Consider the following 20,229-nt stretch of genomic DNA (forward strand, 5'->3'; position numbering starts at 1 on the left):
ACAAAAACATAAAGTAGAGTTTTTCATTAGCAGATTGAATAAGTTATTAGCGGGTTAAATTCCTTAGATGAATTTTGGCAAATGTTATCTCTTGACTAAAGGGATAACAGAGCTCGGTATTGCATAAACTCATAACTCGTGAAATTGTTAAATTAGATATGTAATATATAACTAATACTATATAGAATATCTAATTTAATCTATGCTAAGTAACGCAATTAATATTCTATTACCAAAAAATAAGATACTTTAATTAGTTAACGGTTAATAGAGTATAAGCGAGTCAGTAGCATACATTGGGATGTCGTAAAGTAAATAGATAAATGTTTATTAAGCGGATAATAATGAATATTTTTTTTTATGATTTTGCGAATTGTTATGAAGAACCTACAAAAAAAGCCCTCGTCGCAACGAGGGCTTTTGGTTATTTGTCAAATACAATGCGTTTTTCTAAGTGGTCCTCCATATCCAGGCGGTCTATGCCTTTTTGCCACCAGTCAGGAGCAGGCTTGCCTTTCAAGTGATAGTCAAAAAATTCCATCATACGAATAGCATAATCTTTGCGATTCACCAACTTCGCCAGACCGTGGTTTTCTCCTTTATACTGAACTAAGGCCACGGCGCTTTTTCAAACGACGAATGGCCGTGTAATATTCAATACCCTGTGTAAAGTCTACGGCTCCGTCAGCATCATTGTGTAACAATAATAAAGGCGTCTGAATATTTTTCACGTGATGCAGCGGAGAGTTTCGGAAGTAAGCTTCCCAGTTATCCCAGGGAGCCACCAGGCGACCCTGTGAAGCTTCGAAAATCTGCCCATTACTCGTACCTGAGTTCTTGTAAATCAGGTTATACATCGAAACCATATCCGTCAGCGGAGCTCCGGCAGCGGCAGCTTTGAACATATTGGTTTGGGTAATGAGGAAGCTGGTTTGATACCCTCCCCAGGAGTGCCCGTGAATACCCATTTTGGTCTCGTCAATCACGCCCGTTTTGAGGGCCGCCTTCACGGCAGGTAACACACACCATACTGCCGACATTCCTGGATCGTTGAGTTTATAGACGATATCTGGAATGAAAACAGCGTACCCATTTGATGTATAAACGTTCGGATTCCAGCCCGTGCCGCTGAAGCTGGGGTTCGTGTAAACGTTCAGTGTTTGCGAGAGTTTTTCGTAGTAATAGATAATGGTTGGGTACTTTTTGCCTTTGGTATAATTAGCAGGTAAGAATAAAGCTCCCTGCAAAGTATCACCTTTATCCGATACATAATCGACTAGCTGCACTCCCGAACTCCAACTGAATTTATTAAAATCTGGAGTGTTTTTAGTTACCTGCTTGCTATCTGTTAATTTTTCTGATTTACTCACAAAAAAATCAGTAGGATCAGTGAATGACTCACGGGTAAATGTATAAACGGCTGCTTTTTTAGCTTTACTGAGGTTGCCAATGTTGGCATCTTCCCAGAGTAAAGACTTCACGCCTGGAATCAGATTTCCCTTTTTATCTACCTCGATCAGAGCAATTCCCGATTTCTTTGTGAATTCGCCATATGCCCGAACGTATAAAGGTTGCTTCAGATTAATGCCCTTTTCTTCAGGATCAAGCTTGTAACGACTCGTATAACGGATTTTTTGCTGACGGCCATTTTTCGTCAGGTTCACTACCTCTTTGCCATCTACGGATAGTTTCCAGATGTCCCAAAGGTCACGAAGCAACACATATTTTGAATCTGTAGACCAACCCAGCATAGGAACCATTGGTTTTTTTACGTTATGGTCGTCTTCCGTATCAACGAAACTACTCGGAATTTTTTCAGTTAGGTTTAAACTTTGTTTAGACGCTATGTCATATACGTAATAATGACCGTCTTTCGCGTACAAAAATTTGGTTCCATCCTGCGAAGGCGTAGGCGTGCTGGCGTAACCCGACAGATAATACTTTTCGAATACCTTGGTACGGGCTCCCGTTTTTAAATCAACTACGTATACGTCAGCGTAATTCTGGCCATCAAGGCTGGCATCCAATTCGTAGGCAGCGTCTTCCAGACCAATCGCATATAAAGCTTTCGGGGCCGGATTGATGTTCAGAAGAGTGCTATCGGTCAAACGGGTAAATTTCTTACCGTCATACATCGCCAGAAAACTAAATTGCTTATCCTGCATTTCAGTAACCTGCTGCCGTGATTGCAGACGTTTGTCCTGCCAGTTCCATACGGTTACTTCGGGTTTGTCAAGATCATCCGTAGCTCCCGACAGGTTGGGTACATTACCTCCCCGTTGAGCCACTTTGGCCGAATCCGTCTTAATTTTTGCGAGGGCTTTCTGTAAATCGTCCAGCGATTTGATGCTGGTATCGGCTTTAATCTTCGCTAATTTTTCAACATCAGAAACAGGCTTGGGAGCTGGAGTCGCTTTCTTGGCGGTATCTGCTTTGGCAGTGCCTTTGGTATCTTTCTTAACCAGGTCTTCTTTATGAATGCCGAAGAACAAACGGCTCAGATCTTCCGTCCAATAGGGACGGCGATTAGGGCTTATTTTCATTCCCTTCGGAAAGTTCAGACTATCTTTCTTGGGGTTATATTCAGTTAGTTCAGGTTTGGTAGCGAAGTTCTTTACGCCTACCACACTCATCACATCGGTTTTATACTTGTCGTCTTTTACGCCTTTCAGAGCTGCCAGACCATCGCCTTTTTCTGTCCAGTTCAGCGACTGATACCGGGCTTTATCGCTGTCGATGATCGTCGTTACGCCCGTATTCATGTTACGAACCTGAAGACCATTACCCGCTTTCTCATTGGCATCAATGGTAAGGGCCAGCCAGTCCCCCTTCTTATTAAAGGACATTTCCGAAATATTCCCAATGTTTTGAGTTTTGCCGGAGCCTAAATCATAGAGTAACAAATCGCGTCCTTTGGGAGCCGTTGGACCTGCCGACGGCGTTGCCGGGCTTAGTAATAAAGCCAGATGCGAAGATTGTTCGCCGTTGAAGGCAAAAGACGTAACCCGCTCGAATTCGGTTTTTTTATTACCCGCGAGTTCAATCAGAAATGCCTTTTCTAGTAAAGGTTTGCCGGGCGATTTCGCGGCTGCTTTTTTTTCTTTCGCCGTTGGAAAGACTTTAAATGCAAAGAATCGGGAGTCGTCAGAGAAGCTCATGGGAACAAACGTCGCTGCTCCAATAGGATACTTATATTGCGTGGTGTCCGAAGTTTTCTGGATGATGAGATCCGCGTCACCTTCCGCTACCGACATCAAAACATAAGCCATCCACTGACCATCGGGAGAGAGTTGCGTGCCGCCAAAGGCCGATAATGCTTTCCAGTTTGTGACGTCTTTCCAGGTAATGGGCGGTTTAGGGGTAGTTTGGGCCAGAGCCGGAAGGCAGGCTCCCAGCCAGAGTCCAAAGAGGAGAATTTTTTTCATATGATGATGAGAGAATAAAAACAGTTAAAATAACGAAAATATACCTCTAAAACCTAGTTAGATAAGGTCAGAAGCGTGAAAATGAGGGATGAATGGAAACGCATAAAAAATGCCCAAACCATTAGGGCTTGGGCATTTTGCGGTAGAAACGATAAGCTATCAAGCTTCGTATTGCTGAACAATATCTTTTAAGAAGGCCAGGAAGGGTTTTTCAAATTCCTTGCGTTTCAGAGCGAACTCTACGGTTGTTTTGAGGAAGTCGAGTTTGTTCCCAATATCATGGCGTTTGCCTTCAATCCGGTGGGAATAGAGGTTTTCGCGGGCGAGTAGTAACAACATCGCATCGGTAAGTTGAATTTCTCCGCCTTTGCCTTTGGGGGTTTGTTCAATCATGCGGAAAATTTCGGGCGTTAGGATGTACCGTCCGGCAATGGCCAGATGGGAAGGAGCCTGGCCCACGGCAGGTTTCTCAACCAGCGTTTCCAACTGCATAATGCTATCGCTTAGTTCTTTACCCCCCACAATGCCGTACCGATTTACTTTATCGGCAGGAACGGTTTCCACGGCAATTACTGACGAACGGTACGTCGCGAATGTATCCATTAACTGCTGCGTCACGGGAATAACCGAATCCATGATGGTGTCGCCGAGTAATACGGCGAAGGGCTCGTTTCCCACGTGGTGACGGGCATAGTAAATAGCATCACCCAGACCGTTGAGTTCTTTCTGACGCACGAAGTGAATATTCGCCATGTCGGAGAGGCGGCGTAACTCGTGCAGCATTTCGTCTTCTTTTTCGGCCAGACGGGTTTCGAGCTCAAAGTTCCGGTCAAAGTGATCTTCAATGGAACGTTTTCCTTTCCCAGAAATAATCAGAATATCTTCAATGCCCGAATCCACGGCTTCCTGCACTACATACTGAATGGTAGGAGTGTCGATGATGGGTAACATTTCCTTCGGCTGAGCTTTGGTAGCAGGAAGAAACCGGGTTCCAAAACCGGCGGCAGGAATAATCGCTTTTTTGATCATGTTTAAGTATGGTTGATCGTCGTTGGTGAATTGGATCGTTGTTAGATTACTATTTATAGATTGTAAATCTAAAAACAGCATTAGCATAACAACCCATTAACTATCCACCAACAACCAGAAATTACATCACATAAGGCTTGATAACCCGGGTGTTTAATTTTTTTAGTTCGACAAATAGGCGATTCAGCATTTCGTCATTTTCGTACATGCCGATAATACTTCCGCCTGAACCCGTAAAGGAAGCCGAAGCTCCAAGTTGACGAGCCGTTTCAATCATTTTGATATTTACGGGATGAATATTATAAATCTGCGTCCGGTAATCAAAATTCTGATTGATGAGGTGATTGAGCTGTTCGTAATCCTGAGTTTCTACGGCCTCTTTTCCGAGCGTAGCCAGATGGGCAATTTTCTGCATGGTCTCCACCACCAGGGGCTCGCCACGGTTAAATCGGGCTTTAACGTCGTTATGCACTTTCCCCGAAACCTTACTCATGTCGGTATTATACGCTAAATAGAGTTTGGGAAGTTTGGCCGGATTTACCCGTTCGTAATGGCCATAACCCCGGCTGTCGAGTAAGTCTTTGGCAAAGTCCATGTACACACAGCCTTCATAAGTCTGAATAACCCGATCCTGCAAACCAGCGGTTATGCCCAGTTCCTCCGTCTCCGACTGCATAACTAACGTCGGTAAATATTCAATGGGAATGTCTACCTTGTAAAACTGCATCAGAGCCCGCATCGTGGCAACAATGATAGCACTGGAGCCCGAAAGGCCCACCTGTCTTGGAATAGAGCTACTGTAACGAATGGTAAAATTCCGGTTAGACAAACGTATCCCCTGATCGACACAATAAGTAGTGAATTTCCGGATGGCTGCTTTAATCAGTGGAATGCCCCCGTTATAGCCAATCTGGCCAACGGTATCGCACAGGTGAAAAATGCTGCGGAAGGTATTCGCGTCGGCTTCCTGTTGTTCAATATGCAGTTCCGGCGATTGCCATAGGGTTACGGAAGCCCCAAAATTTCGTACAGAAATAGATAATGTTTTACCAAAAAAACCATCAGAAGGATTTCCTAAAAGCCCGGCCCGGGCGTACGCTCGCGTTTCAATCAGCACCTGAGATGAAGGTTTAAAGTGATGAGGATGAAAGGAAAAAGCCTCAAACGAAAGGAGTTAGCGGCTGGTAAATGAAAAAATTGAGTGTCAAAAACCGGAAGTTCACGAACTTTACCCCCGGATTTTAAAAATCCATTCGCAGGAAAAGACCCTTTTTAAGGGTAAAAACCCTGATTTTCTATGGGAAAACTTTCAATGGATGAACTTGGCCGTATGTCGGTTGAAGAGTTCAAGGATACGGAAAAATTTCCGTATTCTATTTTACTGGATGACGTCAGAAGTCTAAATAATGTAGGGTCAGTCTTTCGTACTTCGGATGCCTTTCGGGTTTCTACTTTGTATCTGGGGGGAATTACGGGAACGCCTCCTCATCGGGATATTACCAAAACAGCCCTCGGGGCCGATGAATCCGTAGAATGGGTTCATGTGCCGGACTCCGTTGAGTTCTGCCAAATGATGAAAGCGAAAGGAGTAAAGGTCATTGCCGTGGAGCAGGTAGAGGAAAGTCTGAAGCTTCCCGACTTTCAGCCCGAAGAAGGTAACTATTATCTTTTCGTTTTCGGGAATGAAGTTTTTGGAGTAAATGATAAAATAATTGAAATTGCCGACGAGTGCCTGGAAATCCCTCAGTACGGAACGAAGCATTCCTTAAATATTGCCGTTACTACTGGCATTGTTTGCTGGGACTTTGTCAATAAACGATTCGCATCAAAACCCTGATTTAAGCTTAATACTCTCGAAACAAGTACGTTTATGAAACCCGACAAAAAACTCACCTCCGAACTGACTTCTGTCTTAGCTGATAAACTAGCAGGTCTGAATCCCAAACATGGTAAAAAATTATCCAAGCAAATTGAAAAAGCCGCCGAAGAGCTAGCTAAAAAGTTTGGTAAGTTACAGCAAAAAGAGAAGGAGAAAGGAGAGAAAGAGGCAAAGGATGCGAAGAAGAAACTAGAAAAACAAGCCAAAAAAACGGTTGGAAAACCAGCACCAACTCCCAAAAAGAAAGAAGAAAAACCTTCGGAAGAGAAGGTTGATGCTGAAAAGAAAGTAGAAGACGAGAAGCCATCACCCGCGGCTAAACCCGCTGCCAAAGCTCCGGCTCGCAAACCTGCGGCACCCGCCGCAAAACCGAGCGGCTCAAAAGTACCCGCTACGGGAGCCAAATCGGCAGTGAATACGACAGATGAAAAAGTAGAACCAACGGATATCGAAACGCCAGAAACACCGTTATAATAGCTAGTCACTACCTGACTAATGAGGTTTTCATGAAAATGAGAACCTCATTATTTTTATTACCATAGACATCGATGAAACTTTCTTATCTAGTATTAATTCCGCTAGCCTTTGCTAGTTGTAACCGTCAGGCCAGTACGGCTCATTCTTCCAAAAAAGACCTGTACGTAAGTCGTGATTTTACGGCTGAAAATCAGTTTAGTACTAACATTGAAGGGCCGAGTTTTGACAAAGCGGGGCATCTTTACGTGGTAAATTTCAGGCAGGATGGAACCCTCGGGAAAATAGATGCAAATGGACAGGGTGAAGTGTTTGTGACTTTACCTAACAAGAGTATCGCTAATGCCATTCAGTTTAACTCGCAAGGGGAAATGCTACTGGCCGATTTCGTAAATCATAACGTGTTGAAAGTGAATATGCAAACGAAGCAAGTAAGCGTCTTTGCTCACGATGATCGTTTTAACCAGCCTAACGACATTTGTATTACGAAAAAAGATGTAATCTACGCTTCTGATCCTAGCTGGAAGGATAATACCGGAAAGCTCTGGAAAGTAACGCCGGAGGGGAAGACGATCTTATTACTGGAAAACCTCGGCACAACGAACGGCATTACCTTGAGTCCCGATGAGAAAACGCTGTATGTGAATGAAAGTGCTCAGCGAAAAATCTGGAAGTATGATCTGGATGCGGAGGGTAACGTTCAGAATAAAACGCTCTTTCACGAATTTACTGATTTTGGAATGGATGGCATGAAGTGTGATAAAAAAGGAAACCTCTATTGCACGCGTCACGGCAAAGGCACCATTGCAGTATTGAGCCCGGCAGGAAAGCTGATTCGGGAAATCCCCTTAAAAGGAAAGAGCTGTAGTAACCTCGTTTTTGGAGGGAAGGATAAAAAAACGGTTTACGTAACCCTGCAAGACCGTAAAGGAATGGAGCAGTTTCGGGTAGAAACTCCGGGAAAATAGGCTAGAAGAGTTTGATATCGTTTGATGTTTTGAAAAAGCTAGAGGGTTTGAATGGGTAATTAACTCCCGTTCAAACCCTCTAACTTTTTCAAACCTACTCAAACTAATGGCGAACCTTATTTAACTTATAGGTTACTCGTCGGTAACTCGAATAACTTAGCCAGCTCGGTAGCTTCGGCGGGCGTCATGCGTCCGGCCAATACCAGACGTAACTGTCGGCGACGGAGAGCGGCCTCGTAGAATAGTTTTTCTTCGTCCGTCTGAGGAATCACGGCGGGTACTTCAGTCGGTTTTCCATCGTCTCCAATCGCAACGAAGGTATAAAAGGCCCGGTTCGTCATGATGCGTTCACCCGCAGGAATATTCTCGGCATGTACGTCAATGAAGACTTCCATTGAAGAATTAAAAGCCCGGGTAACGAAGGCTCGCAGCGTAATGACACTACCCAGCGGAATGGGATCTTTAAAAGCTACGTTATCGACTGAGGCCGTTACCACAATGCGGCGGGAATGCTTCTGAGCAGCCACGGCACCGCAGATGTCGATCAGGCGTAAGAGGTTACCACCCATCAGGTTTCCCAAATTATTAGTATCGTTGGGAAAGACCATTTCGGTCATGGTGGTTAAGGAGTCGGAGGCAAATTTCGGTTCAATCAAAGCCGTTGATGTTCGGATAATAAATGCTGGTTGATGAAGTATGCAGTGGGAAGGTATAAACTTTTAGGGAACTGAGAACAAAAGTAGGAAGAACCTGAGAATAGAAATACCGCTGATGTAGTTTCTGCTAAAATTCAGGAAATTGAATCGTCTATAATCAGACAAGTGCCTACCTTCGTCAAAAATACGTTTTCAAACCATGAATTTACCAGACTGGTTGACTATGCTTACTGACTCCCAGGAGATTATCCGTACGGGAGGTTTGGTAGTCATCACCCTGATCGTTTTTGCAGAAAACGGTCTCTTTTTTGCCTTCTTCCTTCCGGGCGATTACCTGCTGTTTTTGGCGGGCGTTTTCTGCGGAACGGGTGTCTTGAACGTTACCTTACTCTTACTATTACTCTGCATTTTTGGAGCGGCGGTGATGGGTTCTCTTACGGGATACTTATTCGGAAAGTTTTTCGGAACGCAATTTGAAAATCGACCGGATTCGCTCTTTTTCAAAAAGAAGAATATTGAAACGACACGTCAGTATTTTCGGAAATACGGTTCCAGTATTTTAATTATTAGCCGTTTCTTACCCGTTGTTCGCACGTTTGCTCCCATTCTTTCGGGCATGATCAAACTCGACTTTCCCCATTTTATGACGTATAACATCATCGGAGGAGCTTTGTGGAGTTTGTTACTGTGTGGAAGTGGTTTTTACCTAGGAGAGAAATTTCCCGGTATTATTAACTACGTGCATTACATCATCATTTTCTTCCTGGCCATTACGACTTTTACGGTGGTGAAGGGTTACTTCAACGCTCGCCGCGATATGGGTGGAGATAAGGCGTAAGTAATACGTTTAGAGATTTGAAATTCAGGAAGTTAAAAATAAGAAGAGGTCAGCATTCAAAATGCTGACCTCTTCTCTTATTGACAATACTTCTTAAGCCACTTGGTTGCTTCTTTTTCTCCGGCTTTTTCCAGGAGCTTCCAATCTTTACAAGCATCCTGTGTGCGATTGAGCTTGAATAAAGCAGCCGCCCGGTTGAAGCGAATGGACACGTTTCCTGGATCTAAATCCACGCATTGATTAAAGACTTCCAGAGCTTCGGCATACCGCTGGCGATTGAAATGCTGTAATCCCGTTTCAAACAAATCCTTTGCCTTCAGAGCCTTAATATCGTCCAGCGATAATTGTTTATTTTCAGGAATACCGTACGGAAATTCATAATTCACCTGCGTTCGCACGGGCTTGTTCGAAATCCGGGCCGGAATCCACATCCCTTCCGAGGCCTTGATGGCTTTGCGAAGGTTCGCGTCGTTTTTAGGATCGGAGCTTTCTACAATCTGAATGTTTTCAACCTGCCCGGTCGCATTAACGATGAAACTAACCCGAAAACGATCCCGTCGAGGGCGAGCCAGTTGCCGGAATGCATCTTCAATGAAATTGTAGGAATTTCGATACGATTCGTAAAAACTGCTGTCAATTAGACGGGTACGGAATTTCGGGAAGATCGTTTCGTTCATCACATAAAACGTGTCAGAATCAAAACGAGCCGCCGGTAAAATGAATTTTTTTCGGATGTAATCATCGTAACTGCTCGCATCCTGACGGGAACAAATGAAACGTAACTGGTCAGTTCGCATGACCGAAGAGGTTTGCTCTGATAGCTGAAGCTCAAAATCAGTTAGCTTGTCAATTTGATAAATAGCATTTTGAGCCGTACGAATGCGGTTACCACTGAGCGTATAACTCACGGATGTAGAACGTTCGTTCGTGTAGAAGCGTAAGCGTTTGTCTTCAAACACAAAAACGATATTGGATTGATCTACTTCCGTGTCGCTCATCATCTGGTAACCATTGCGGTATTCTACCCGCTTGGCTACCCAGACTCCTTTGAGCCGATCCGTAGTAATATCCTGAGCCAGCACTTGCTGGGTAAATACAAAGAGCAAAAACAAACAAAACGGTTTCATGGCAGTCGTTTTGGAAAATCAATAGGTCGTGAGTTAGAATTATAGGAGTTAATTTCCATCGCGGCCTATCAACAAAACCGGATACCGAAAATGAACGACTATTCGGAATTCAGCAAGTATACCTTTTAGTATTAACGAAAATTAACGTAAAATGATCTTCAATTAACCTTGTTAGACTTCAGAACTAGTTCAAATTCTGAAATTTTAACAGAGTTACCCAAAAGCATAACAGACTTTGTTTTCACTAAAAAGTAATAAAATCAAGCCAGGATCTTTCAGGAAATTAAAACGATTTAATGTGTATTAGTTAAAGCATTCAGGAAAAAGCTAGCTAACCAACATCTCATTTTTTACAAAAAACGACTACAAATGTTCTTAAACCATAGATTTTTTTAATTCTCTTCAGTTCAACCGCTTTTTCATGAAAGTGTTTCAAGAGCTCCGGCTTTGAGCAGTAGCAAAGTAACTGATCTTGAGTATTGATTCTAAGGTAGGCATTGCCAGTAATAGAAAGTGCCCAGCCGGGTCAGAATAGGCTCGCTTCGGATTACCTTTTGAAAACCACACTTTAATAAACAGCCGGGCCATAAGTCAGCCGGGCCGTATCCGTTCTGAGTCGGGTCTATCCAGTGAACCAGTTTACTCAACCCGGCTTGAATAGGTCCCTGCGAAGGTCCCCAGTCGCCAAGCCAGAAAACACCAGTAGGTTTTAGAATTCTTCGAATCTCCTGGAAATAGAAGAGAACCTCTTCTTCGGAAAAATGCTGAAAGACCCAGGTGCTGGTAACAACATCAAATTTCTGATCGGGGTAGGGCAAACTACCCGCCGTATAGAAATCCACGGGAAGTCCTTTTTTTCGGGAAGTTTTCACCATGTAGGCATCCGTATCAAGTCCACAAACGGCTTGCGAGGGATTATACGCGAGCAAATCTTTCAGAAATGTACCCGTTCCGCTGCCAAAGTCCAGAACAGAATCACTGGGTTTGATTCTGGAGATTAACTCTTTCCGAATTTTCTTTTCCGGAACGCCCAGCCAGATGGCCCATTCGTAAAAGGGAGTCAAAAAAGCATAACCCAAGGCTGGATGCGAAGCTGGCATGGCTAAAAAGGCTTGAAAAAGTGTAGATTTAGACGCAATTGATAAAAATAAAGGTAATAATTCAAAGAAACTCTGCGACTCTAAACACAAAAGGCTAAAGGCTAAACAGGTTTATTAGTTATTTTTGCAAAATAGACGTTTGTCTGCCCGGCCCATTACTCAACTATACCGGGCTTTTTTCAAGTGATTGTCTTAGTGTTATGAATATTTCCCTCAATTGGCTCAAACAGTATATTTCTCTGAACGAGTCACCCGAAGAATTAGATCAACTGCTCACCGGATGTGGACTGGAAGTTGAAGAAATTGAACGAATCGATTCGGTTCCTGGTGGCCTTCAGGGAGTCGTGATTGGTGAAGTACTGACCTGCGAGCCTTTTATGGTGAAGGAAAAACAACTCCACCTGACCACGGTGAATATCGGTACGGATGAACCCGCTACCATTGTTTGCGGAGCAGCTAACGTAGCGGCGGGTCAGCGAGTAGTAGTAGCCACGGTGGGAGCCACGATTTACCCAACCAATGGTGAGCCTTTTACCATCGGAAAACGAAAAGTATACGGCCATCCCTCGGAAGGCATGATTTGTGCCGAGGACGAACTCAGTCTCGGTACCAGCCACGACGGTATAATGGTGTTAACCACGGACGTACCTAATGGCACACCTGCGGCTGAATTTTTCAAATTAGAGCCAGATTATCAGATTGTCATTGGCCTGACGCCTAACCGGGCCGATGCGGCTTCGCACGTAGGGGTCGCTCGTGATTTGAAAGCTCTCTTGCACCGTGAAATAAAATTACCTTCTACGGATAATTTCTATGCCGATTCCAATCAGTATCCGATTGGGGTAACCGTAGAAAATACAGAGGCCTGCCCTCGTTTCTGCGGTGTAACGATCGATGGCGTGAAAGTAGCTGAATCGCCGGATTGGCTGAAGCAGCGTTTGCTGGCGATTGGTTTACGTCCTATCAACAACATCGTAGACGTTACCAATTTCATTTGCCATGAGTTGGGTCAACCCATGCACGCGTATGACTGGCATGAACTGGCAGGACAGAAAATCCTAGTAAAGACCTTACCAACTGGCACCAAGTTCACTACGCTAGACGGCGTAGAACGCATTCTGTCGGAGGAAGATTTAATGATTTGCGATGCTGAAAAACCCGTAGGCATTGCCGGTGTATTTGGTGGGCAGGATTCTGGAATCAAAGAAACCACGACTCGTGTGTTTCTCGAAGTAGCCTATTTTGCAGCGGACTGGGTTCGTAAAACGTCGATGCGTCACGGGCTGAAGACTGACGCCAGCTTCCGTTTTGAACGCGGTACGGATCCTAACTTCAAACTATATACCCTGAAACGGGCGGCATTACTGATTCAGGAAATTGCGGGGGGTAAAATTACCAGTGAAGTAGTGGATACGCATCCGGCTCAGTTCAAGCCTGCTCAGGTAGAAATGCGGTATCGGAATATTGATCGACTGATTGGTCAGAAAGTTCCTCACGAACAAATTCACCAAATCCTGACGGATTTGGACATTAAAGTCTGGAATGGTACGGACGAAGGCTTCACCGCTTCGATTCCGGCGTATCGCGTCGATGTAACGCGTGAAGCGGACGTTATAGAAGAAATTCTTCGTATTTACGGCCTGAACAACATCGCTTTATCGGATAACTTACAAACGGATTATCTGGCAAAGTTCCCAGTACCTTCAAAGGATCGGGAAAACGTTCCTTTCAAAATTTCTCAATTGCTGGCAGGGGCTGGTTTTCAGGAAATTTTCACGAATTCTCTGACTAAACCCGCTTATGCTGAAAGTATAAAAGATAGCCTTCCTGGTGAAAATGTTGAGATTTTGAATAAATTGAGCGAAGATTTAGGCGTTATGCGTCAGAGTATGCTCTTTTCCGGTCTGGAAGCTCTGGCTCACAACGTCAATCGTCGTCAGCGTGACCTGAAGTTCTTTGAATTTGGTAAGACGTATCACAAAGTAGAGGGCGAATACACGGAAACCCGTCACCTCGCTCTATACATCACGGGTAATGTGGTTTCAGAATCCTGGCAGCAAAAAAGTCGCCCCGTGTCTTTCCACGACCTGGTATCAGCGGTAACCCGGATTTTCAAGAAAATGGGAAATCAAAGGCGTTTCGCTGCAGGAAGTAGAAGCCGGTAATGTCTGGTCTTATGGTTTGCAATACCTGGTGGGTAAACAAGTACTGGCCACGATTGGTTTGGTAAGAAGTGATCTGGCGAAACGGGCAGAATTGAAGCAGGCAGTTTTCTTTGCCGATTTGAGTTGGAACGCCCTGGTAGATCGTTATACGACGGAAGTGACGTTCCAGGAGATTCCAAAATTCCCCGAAGTACGTCGCGACTTATCGCTGGTGATCGATAAAAACGTTTCGTTCAAACAAATTCAGGAAGTAGCTCGTAAGTATGAGAAAAACCTCCTGCAAAGTCTGAATGTTTTTGACATTTACGAGGGGCCTAACCTGGGCGAAGGGAAGAAATCGTATTCAGTAAGTTTTACCCTGCTGGATTCTACCCAGACGCTAACAGATACGCAGATTGACAAAACCATGAATAAGTTAATGCTTGGTTTTGAGAAAGAATTAGAAGCAGTGATCAGAAAATAAGCTTAGCATTTTGAATGGCTGGTGATTCCTGACGGGGAGTTACCAGCCTTTACAGAATAACTAACTCTAAACACAAACCTTCAAACATGAATCCCCTAGATACCTCCCGCTCGGCGGATGAACTGGAAGACCGATTACGTGCCAAGGGGCAGCATCTGGAATTGAGAATACGCACGGTAATCTCTCAGGTGGAACAAATGAATATGGTGTTGCAGGATAAGCAACGGGAGCTAGAGGGGTTGCACGCCTTATTGAAAGAGCGGGATGAACTCATCAAGAAGCAAAAACTGGAGCTGGCCGATTTACGTAAACGAAGCGATCAAAAAGGCCGCATGAGTCGGATTGCTATGGATTCGTTAAACCCTGATAACCCAGAGGCCTTACGAATTCAGGTGGATCACTTCATTCAGGAAGTTGATAAAGCCATTAAGAAATTATCAGAATAGAAAAATTTCAGGGTTAATTTTAACTGGCAGGAAAAGAAATAATACCGATTCAGAAGGTTCACAATGAGTAAGGTTAAGGATTAAATAGACACTTAATCGCCTTTTTATTGTAACTTTAAATGAAGTCTGAAACGTAATAGACTGATTTCAATTTGTATTATTTCATTTTAAAGTACTAAACTTGTAAAAGTTTAGATTGTAATACAGGCCATCTGACCGGCCCCACAGCCGATTAAAAGACCGAAGAAAAATGCAGTTAGAGCGATTATAAGCCATAACTACCATTGCATGGGAACTAACCGTACCATCCACATACAGCTAGCAGGCACTCAATATGAAATGAATATTCCGAAGGAAGATGAACTCTACGTTCGGGAAGCAGCCAGATTATTGAACCAGCAAATGCAACAGTTACTCGAGAAGGAAAACGTACATAGCATGCACGAGCGGATGACGCGTGTAATGCTTTTTTGCATGGTCACTAACCTGAAACTTAATGCGTTACAGCATCAGGCTTTTGCCCAACTCGAAATGATGGATGAATTAGTCAGTCCGATTTTAAGGAACTGATTGATAAGGAAATAAGTCTCTCTTCTTTACTTTTGACGGCTTCCGGCAGAGGACTGTTTGGTTTCACTATAATATAACCATACAGAGAAATGCAGGATAGTAATGTTCTATCGTATTTACTCGATACCCTCGTTACTGCGACCATAGTGTTCTTGCTAACTCGGTACTTTTTAGGAAAAACGATTAAAAATCGGGATGCCGAAGCTGAGATCAGAGCTGTAGACATTATCAAAAACGCGGAAGAAAAGGCCGAGAATATTAAGAATCAGCGGATTCTTGAAGCAAAGGAAAATTTCCTGAAACGCCGGAGCGAATTCGAAGAAGAAACGAATAAACGGAAGCGTATTCTTCAGGAAAACGAAGCCAAGTTAAAGGACTTCGAACGTCAGATTAATCAGCAGCGTGAGCAGGCGAAGCGGAAAGAAGACGAGCTGGAAAAACAAAAACAGCAGGTTTCTCAACAGCAGGATTCGATCAAAAAGAAGACGGAAGAAGCTGAAAAAGCTCGTTTAAACGCGATTGCTCAACTGGAACGCATTGCCGGATTAACCGCTGATGAGGCTCGCCAGCAATTGGTGGATAACCTGAAAGCAGAAGCAGAAACGCGGGCGACGAGTTACGTAAAGAATATCGTGGAGGAAGCCAAACTGACGGCAACCAAGGAAGCGAAGAAAATTGTAATCGAAACCATTCAGCGGACGGCTGCTGAACAGGCGATTGAGAACTGCGTATCGGTGTTTAACATCGAATCTGACGATATTAAAGGTAAAATCATTGGTCGCGAAGGACGTAACATTCGTACGCTGGAGTCGGCGGTTGGTGTAGAAATCATCGTCGATGATACCCCAGATGCCATCGTTATTTCGGGATTTGATCCTGTTCGTCGGGAAATTGCTCGCTTATCCTTACACCGCCTCGTTCAGGACGGTCGGATTCACCCCGCCCGCATTGAGGAAGTGGTAGCAAAGACGCGGAAAAACATCGAAGACGAAATCGTTGAAATTGGTGAACGTACGGTAATCGATTTAGGCATTCATGGCTTACACCCTGAGTTAATCAAGATGGTAGGCCGGATGCGTTTCCGTTCTTCTTACGGTCAAAACCTGCTTCAACACTCTCGCGAAGTAGCCAAGCTTTGTGCTACGATGGCTTCTGAGTTAGGACTGAATGCAAAACTGGCCAAACGAGCGGGCTTACTCCACGATATTGGTAAGGTCTGGCACGAAGAACCCGAGTTGCCTCACGCGATTCTGGGTATGGAAATGGCTCAGAAATACAAGGAACACCCCGAAGTATGCAATGCCATTGGAGCTCACCACGATGAGATCGAAATGACCAGCATGATTTCACCGATTGTTCAGGTTTGCGATGCCATCAGCGGGTCACGTCCTGGAGCTCGTCGCGAGATGATGGAAAGCTATATCCAGCGTCTGAAAGACCTCGAAGCTTTGGCCCTGAATTTTAATGGCGTTGACAAATGCTACGCTATTCAGGCCGGCCGGGAATTGCGGGTGATTGTTGATTCGGACAATGTAACCGACGAGAAAGCAAGCCAGTTGAGCTACGATATTTCACAGAAAATTGAGAAGGATATGCAATACCCTGGTCAGATTAAAGTGACCGTTATTCGGGAAATGCGATCCGTAGCTTACGCCAAATAGATTGAGCTAGTAAACCAAAAGAGAGCCTCGTATTCGCGAGGCTCTCTTTTAGTTTATAGTTATCTACGACGTTTCTGTTTGACTAACTTTTGCTCGAATAAAAAGCTAATGGGTTCGGAAGTAACCGGATAGTCAATTCGGTAATAGGCGGCGTCCCGATTGGATTCCAGTAGCAGTTTGCCCCGCAATGCTTCCCCGGGATTAAGTACTGCTCTACGAAAGGTTTCCTGTTGAAAATTTCCCTTTTCCCAACTTAACTGATCCATCCGATTGGCAAATCGCTGATGATCGGCTACCCGTTTGATAGCCAGGGTTTGCCAGCCGCCTGCAATGCCTGCACTTTTGGAAGCAAATTCCCGGTAGCTCTGACGGGTATTCGTTTGATTGGAAACATCAGCGGCTACCAGGCCTATCAATAAAACGGTATTGAAGACTTTATTAAACTTCAGCACCTTCTGTTCCTGTCGCATCTGCTGATCTATCCGAACTAACTCCTGATCAGGATCCAGCCCTTTTCGGTTCCAGGAGCCCGAGTAACCGTTGAAAGAGGGAAGCAGATTCTTTTTAGTATCAAGGGCAGAAATCTCAAAATCGCTAGGTTTAATCTCGATGGGATGCTCGCTGAGGTTGGTTACTTCCGTATCGAAAATAAGGTATTCTATCTTCGCTCCCCGCTGACGGCTTTCATAAACACTTTCAAAAGAGGTAACTACTTTCAAATCACGTCCTACTTGGCGAGCTACCTGAAGTCCATCTTCCTGATGGGTATCGGGAGTAAGCGAGTTAAGCCGAATAGCGGACCTGTGGCAGGCCGTACTGATTAAAAAGATAAATAAGTATAGGATGGGTTTCATAGCTAATGCAGATTAAGGTCGACTAGCCAAAGGTAACTGAATGTTAGTGGATTAGGAATGCAATTAACAGGTATTAACAGTTTTGAGTTTTGAGCGGCCGCCGCTACGGTTTGGAGTTTGGAGTTTGGAGTTTGGAGTTTGGAGTTTGGAGTTTGGAGTTTGGAGTTTGGAGTTTGGAGTTTGGAGTTTGGAGTTTGGAGTTTGGAGTTTGGAGTTTGGAGTTTGGAGTTTGGAAAGATAAAAACCCATAAAGGTAGGGGAGAGGTTTGAAAATGGGAGTTATAACCCCAGCGGGGTTTAATTATCAATAGCCCCGGATGATAATCCGGGGGCGGGCTAACTCCGGAGGGGTTGAACCTGGATAGCTCCGGTCTGGATAGCCCCGGATGATAATCCGGGGTTTTGGGTATGAGGTACATGCTCCCGCTATGGCTGGTGTCTTCACCAGCCAAAAAGCATAGTAGTTGGTGTTCTCACCAACTAGGGCGGAAAGGTAGGGAAGAGGTTTGAAAATGGAGACCTTAACCCCGGAGGGGTTGAACCTGAATAGCTCCGGATGTTAATCCGGGGACGGGCGGGTAGGTTAACGCACTTACGAATTCCTCCCGCCCTGGCTGGTGTCCTCACCAGCCAATGATAAACGTGGTTGGTGAGGACACCAACCACGGTGGAACAAGCATTTCAGGCAGAGACGCGACTTCATCGCGTCTGGGGAAGAGGCGGCTTTTGTTACGATTCCAATGATTTTTGTTTCCTAAACAGACGCAATGAAATCACGGCTCTACCCATAAAATAAAAAAGCGGCCTGTGGATTCCACAGGCCGCGTATACTACCTCAAATCAACTGTCAACGGAAGAAGAACTTAGTCTTCCATGGCAATTACTGAGATTTCTACCGATACATCTTTGGGCAGGCGAGATACCTGAACGGTTTCACGAGCGGGATAATCGCCGGAGAAAAATTCACCGTAAATACCATTGATTACGGTAAAGTCATTCATGTCCTTTAAGAAAATGCTGGTTTTAACAATGTTATGGTAATTCATACCAGCCGCCTGTAGGATTTCTCCGATGCTAATCATAACCTGACGAGCTTCGGCGGCTACGCCGGCTCCACTAGAGGCTAAATCGGCTGCAATCTGGCCTGAAACATATACTCTACCGTCAATTTTTATGGCTTGGGAATAAGGGCCGATGGGTGCGGGAGCATTAGGGGTGAAAATAATCTGCTTTTTCATTGGTCTCGAAACAAGTAATTAAGGAGGCAAGATATAAAAATCCTCGAAGTTCTTCGGATAAACTCGACGAGATTGATTCCTTAAAACTTTCTAATTAGAATTGAGTTTTTGTTAAAATTTAAAACAGGTCAGGTTCGTAAAAAACGCCTTTGGGGTGTCTATATTACCTAACCTTAGTATTCGGTTCCACATTTTACTGCAACGCCATGCCTTCGTCCAGTCGTCCTTTGTATCACCGTATGTCGCACGTGTTGATCATTCTTACCCTTTTGACGTACGGAATCTACATTGGTCAAGAAATAATTGTTCCGCTGGCACTGGCGGGTTTACTTGCCATCCTGTTACGCCCCGTCGAAGCCTGGTTCATGAGGCGGGGTTTTCATAAAGTCATTGCCATTTGTATGACCCTCTTTCTGGCCATGTCTTTTCTAATCGCCGTTGGTTTCTTTATTTCCGTACAAATCGCGGATTTTTCGGACGATATTCCCAAGCTTCAGGCCCATATCAATGACTTTTACCGCGATGCCCGCCGCTGGATTCGCAGTGAATACCGGGTAAGTTACGGCAAGCAGGCCCAGTACGTAAAACAGGTGCAGGAAAAAACGCTGGAGAGCTTGCAGAGTGACGGAGCTATTTCAGCCATCTCCGGTCCATTAGGAACGCTGGCCTTATTACCCATTTACATCTTTCTGTTACTCTATTACCGGGCCATGTTGCTCAAATTCATTGTATCCTTATTCGCTGAAGAAGCGGCGGAAAAAGTCTGGGAAATCATTGGGCAGGTGAAGACTGTGATTCAAAGTTACGTAGTTGGCTTATTGCTGGAAACGCTCTGTGTAGCGATTTTAAATGCAGTAGGGTTACTGGCTTTAAAGGTTGAATACGCTATTATGCTCAGTGCTATCGCCGCCATCCTCAACCTGATTCCTTACATTGGCGGCATTGTTGCCACCATTCTGGCCGTATTAATAGCCTTCGTTAATAACCCCGATCCTGGCGTGTTACTGGGAGTTGTGGGTGTTTTTCTAGTGGTACAGTTCATTGACAATAACATTCTGGTTCCCATGATTGTGGGTTCAAAAGTCAAAGTGAATGCTCTGGTTTCTATCGTGGGGGTTTTGGTGGGAGGTGCTCTGGCGGGTGTTTCAGGAATGTTCCTTTCCATTCCAGCTATTGCTTTAATGAAGGTAGTTTTTGATCGGGTAGAAGGCCTCGAACCCTGGGGTATATTGATTGGAGACGACCAGCCCGAAGATGCCAGACAATCAATGTTTCCGCGTTGGATGCGTTTTTGGGAACGAGCAGGGGAGAAAATGAGTTGAGCCAATACCCTTTC

Annotated in this window: 19 protein-coding genes; 10 read left to right on the forward strand and 9 right to left on the reverse strand. The window is 44.6% G+C overall.

What is annotated here, in order from left to right; translation table 11 throughout:
- Positions 1-424 precede the first annotated feature (424 nt).
- From QE357_RS05230 to QE357_RS05245, 4 genes are all read right to left on the reverse strand, one after another.
- Positions 425-619 carry a hypothetical protein gene (locus QE357_RS05230; RefSeq protein WP_309706317.1) on the reverse strand — a complete coding sequence of 65 codons (195 nt, stop codon included), beginning with the start codon at positions 617-619 and terminating at the stop codon, positions 425-427.
- A complete protein-coding gene (locus QE357_RS05235; protein WP_309706318.1) occupies positions 600-3,425 on the reverse strand; it encodes a prolyl oligopeptidase family serine peptidase in 2,826 nt (941 codons plus the stop codon). Before QE357_RS05235 ends, QE357_RS05230 begins: the two co-directional genes overlap by 20 nt.
- A 159-nt stretch (positions 3,426-3,584) precedes the next feature.
- Entirely contained in the window at positions 3,585-4,454 is an 870-nt protein-coding gene (galU, locus tag QE357_RS05240) for a UTP--glucose-1-phosphate uridylyltransferase GalU (protein ID WP_307142272.1), read from the reverse strand.
- Between the two features lie 121 nt (positions 4,455-4,575).
- Complete coding sequence (locus QE357_RS05245; RefSeq protein WP_309706319.1) at positions 4,576-5,571, reverse strand: GHMP kinase; 996 nt, start codon at positions 5,569-5,571, stop codon at positions 4,576-4,578.
- Positions 5,572-5,751: 180 nt separating this feature from the next.
- Here QE357_RS05245 and QE357_RS05250 point away from each other — a divergent pair, with 180 nt between their 5' ends.
- From QE357_RS05250 to QE357_RS05260, 3 genes are all read left to right on the forward strand, one after another.
- Complete coding sequence (locus tag QE357_RS05250; RefSeq protein ID WP_307142274.1) at positions 5,752-6,291, forward strand: TrmH family RNA methyltransferase; 540 nt, start codon at positions 5,752-5,754, stop codon at positions 6,289-6,291.
- A gap of 33 nt (positions 6,292-6,324) precedes the next feature.
- A complete protein-coding gene (locus tag QE357_RS05255) occupies positions 6,325-6,807 on the forward strand; it encodes a hypothetical protein (RefSeq protein WP_309706320.1) in 483 nt (160 codons plus the stop codon).
- Between the two features lie 74 nt (positions 6,808-6,881).
- The gene (locus tag QE357_RS05260) at positions 6,882-7,775 is read left to right on the forward strand and encodes an SMP-30/gluconolactonase/LRE family protein (protein WP_309706321.1); all 894 of its coding nucleotides are present in this window, start codon (positions 6,882-6,884) and stop codon (positions 7,773-7,775) included.
- Positions 7,776-7,900: 125 nt separating this feature from the next.
- Here the strand turns inward: QE357_RS05260 and QE357_RS05265 are convergent, their stop codons facing one another.
- Positions 7,901-8,431, reverse strand: coding sequence for an acyl-CoA thioesterase (locus tag QE357_RS05265; protein ID WP_307142277.1), 531 nt, complete (start codon positions 8,429-8,431; stop codon positions 7,901-7,903).
- A gap of 199 nt (positions 8,432-8,630) precedes the next feature.
- Between QE357_RS05265 and QE357_RS05270 the strand changes: the two genes are divergently transcribed.
- Positions 8,631-9,269, forward strand: a complete 639-nt coding sequence (locus tag QE357_RS05270; RefSeq protein WP_309706322.1) for a DedA family protein — start codon at positions 8,631-8,633, stop codon at positions 9,267-9,269.
- A gap of 77 nt (positions 9,270-9,346) precedes the next feature.
- On the opposite strand, the gene QE357_RS05275 is transcribed toward QE357_RS05270, so the two are convergent.
- Together QE357_RS05275 and QE357_RS05280 are read right to left on the reverse strand one after the other, a co-directional pair.
- Positions 9,347-10,396 (reverse strand): tetratricopeptide repeat protein, encoded by a 1,050-nt coding sequence (locus QE357_RS05275; RefSeq protein ID WP_309706323.1) that lies wholly within the window; start codon positions 10,394-10,396, stop codon positions 9,347-9,349.
- A gap of 485 nt (positions 10,397-10,881) precedes the next feature.
- On the reverse strand, positions 10,882-11,496 hold the full coding sequence (locus QE357_RS05280; protein WP_309706324.1) for a class I SAM-dependent methyltransferase: 615 nt from the start codon (positions 11,494-11,496) through the stop codon (positions 10,882-10,884).
- A 200-nt stretch (positions 11,497-11,696) separates the two neighbouring features.
- Here QE357_RS05280 and pheT point away from each other — a divergent pair, with 200 nt between their 5' ends.
- The 5 genes from pheT (at position 11,697) to rny (ending at position 16,801) form a co-directional block, all read left to right on the forward strand.
- Positions 11,697-13,661 carry a phenylalanine--tRNA ligase subunit beta gene (pheT, locus tag QE357_RS05285; RefSeq protein ID WP_309706325.1) on the forward strand — a complete coding sequence of 655 codons (1,965 nt, stop codon included), beginning with the start codon at positions 11,697-11,699 and terminating at the stop codon, positions 13,659-13,661.
- Positions 13,662-13,677: 16 nt separating this feature from the next.
- On the forward strand, positions 13,678-14,124 hold the full coding sequence (locus QE357_RS05290) for a hypothetical protein (protein WP_309706326.1): 447 nt from the start codon (positions 13,678-13,680) through the stop codon (positions 14,122-14,124).
- 86 nt (positions 14,125-14,210) lie between these two features.
- A complete protein-coding gene (locus QE357_RS05295; RefSeq protein WP_307142283.1) occupies positions 14,211-14,570 on the forward strand; it encodes a hypothetical protein in 360 nt (119 codons plus the stop codon).
- Between the two features lie 288 nt (positions 14,571-14,858).
- A complete protein-coding gene (gene zapA, locus QE357_RS05300) occupies positions 14,859-15,140 on the forward strand; it encodes a cell division protein ZapA (RefSeq protein WP_307142284.1) in 282 nt (93 codons plus the stop codon).
- An 89-nt stretch (positions 15,141-15,229) separates the two neighbouring features.
- Positions 15,230-16,801: a ribonuclease Y gene (gene rny / locus QE357_RS05305; protein WP_307142285.1), complete on the forward strand. Its 1,572-nt coding sequence runs from the start codon at positions 15,230-15,232 to the stop codon at positions 16,799-16,801.
- 59 nt (positions 16,802-16,860) lie between these two features.
- Here the strand turns inward: rny and QE357_RS05310 are convergent, their stop codons facing one another.
- Both QE357_RS05310 and QE357_RS05315 read right to left on the reverse strand, forming a co-directional pair.
- Complete coding sequence (locus tag QE357_RS05310; protein ID WP_309706327.1) at positions 16,861-17,655, reverse strand: hypothetical protein; 795 nt, start codon at positions 17,653-17,655, stop codon at positions 16,861-16,863.
- A gap of 863 nt (positions 17,656-18,518) precedes the next feature.
- Entirely contained in the window at positions 18,519-18,893 is a 375-nt protein-coding gene (locus QE357_RS05315; RefSeq protein WP_106636171.1) for a Rid family detoxifying hydrolase, read from the reverse strand.
- Positions 18,894-19,099: 206 nt separating this feature from the next.
- On the opposite strand from QE357_RS05315, the gene QE357_RS05320 reads away from it, so the two are divergent.
- Entirely contained in the window at positions 19,100-20,215 is a 1,116-nt protein-coding gene (locus QE357_RS05320) for an AI-2E family transporter (RefSeq protein ID WP_309706328.1), read from the forward strand.
- Positions 20,216-20,229 lie beyond the last annotated feature (14 nt).

The sequence above is a fragment of the Siphonobacter sp. SORGH_AS_0500 genome (genome assembly GCF_031453245.1).
Taxonomy (GTDB): Bacteria; Bacteroidota; Bacteroidia; order Cytophagales; family Spirosomataceae; genus Siphonobacter.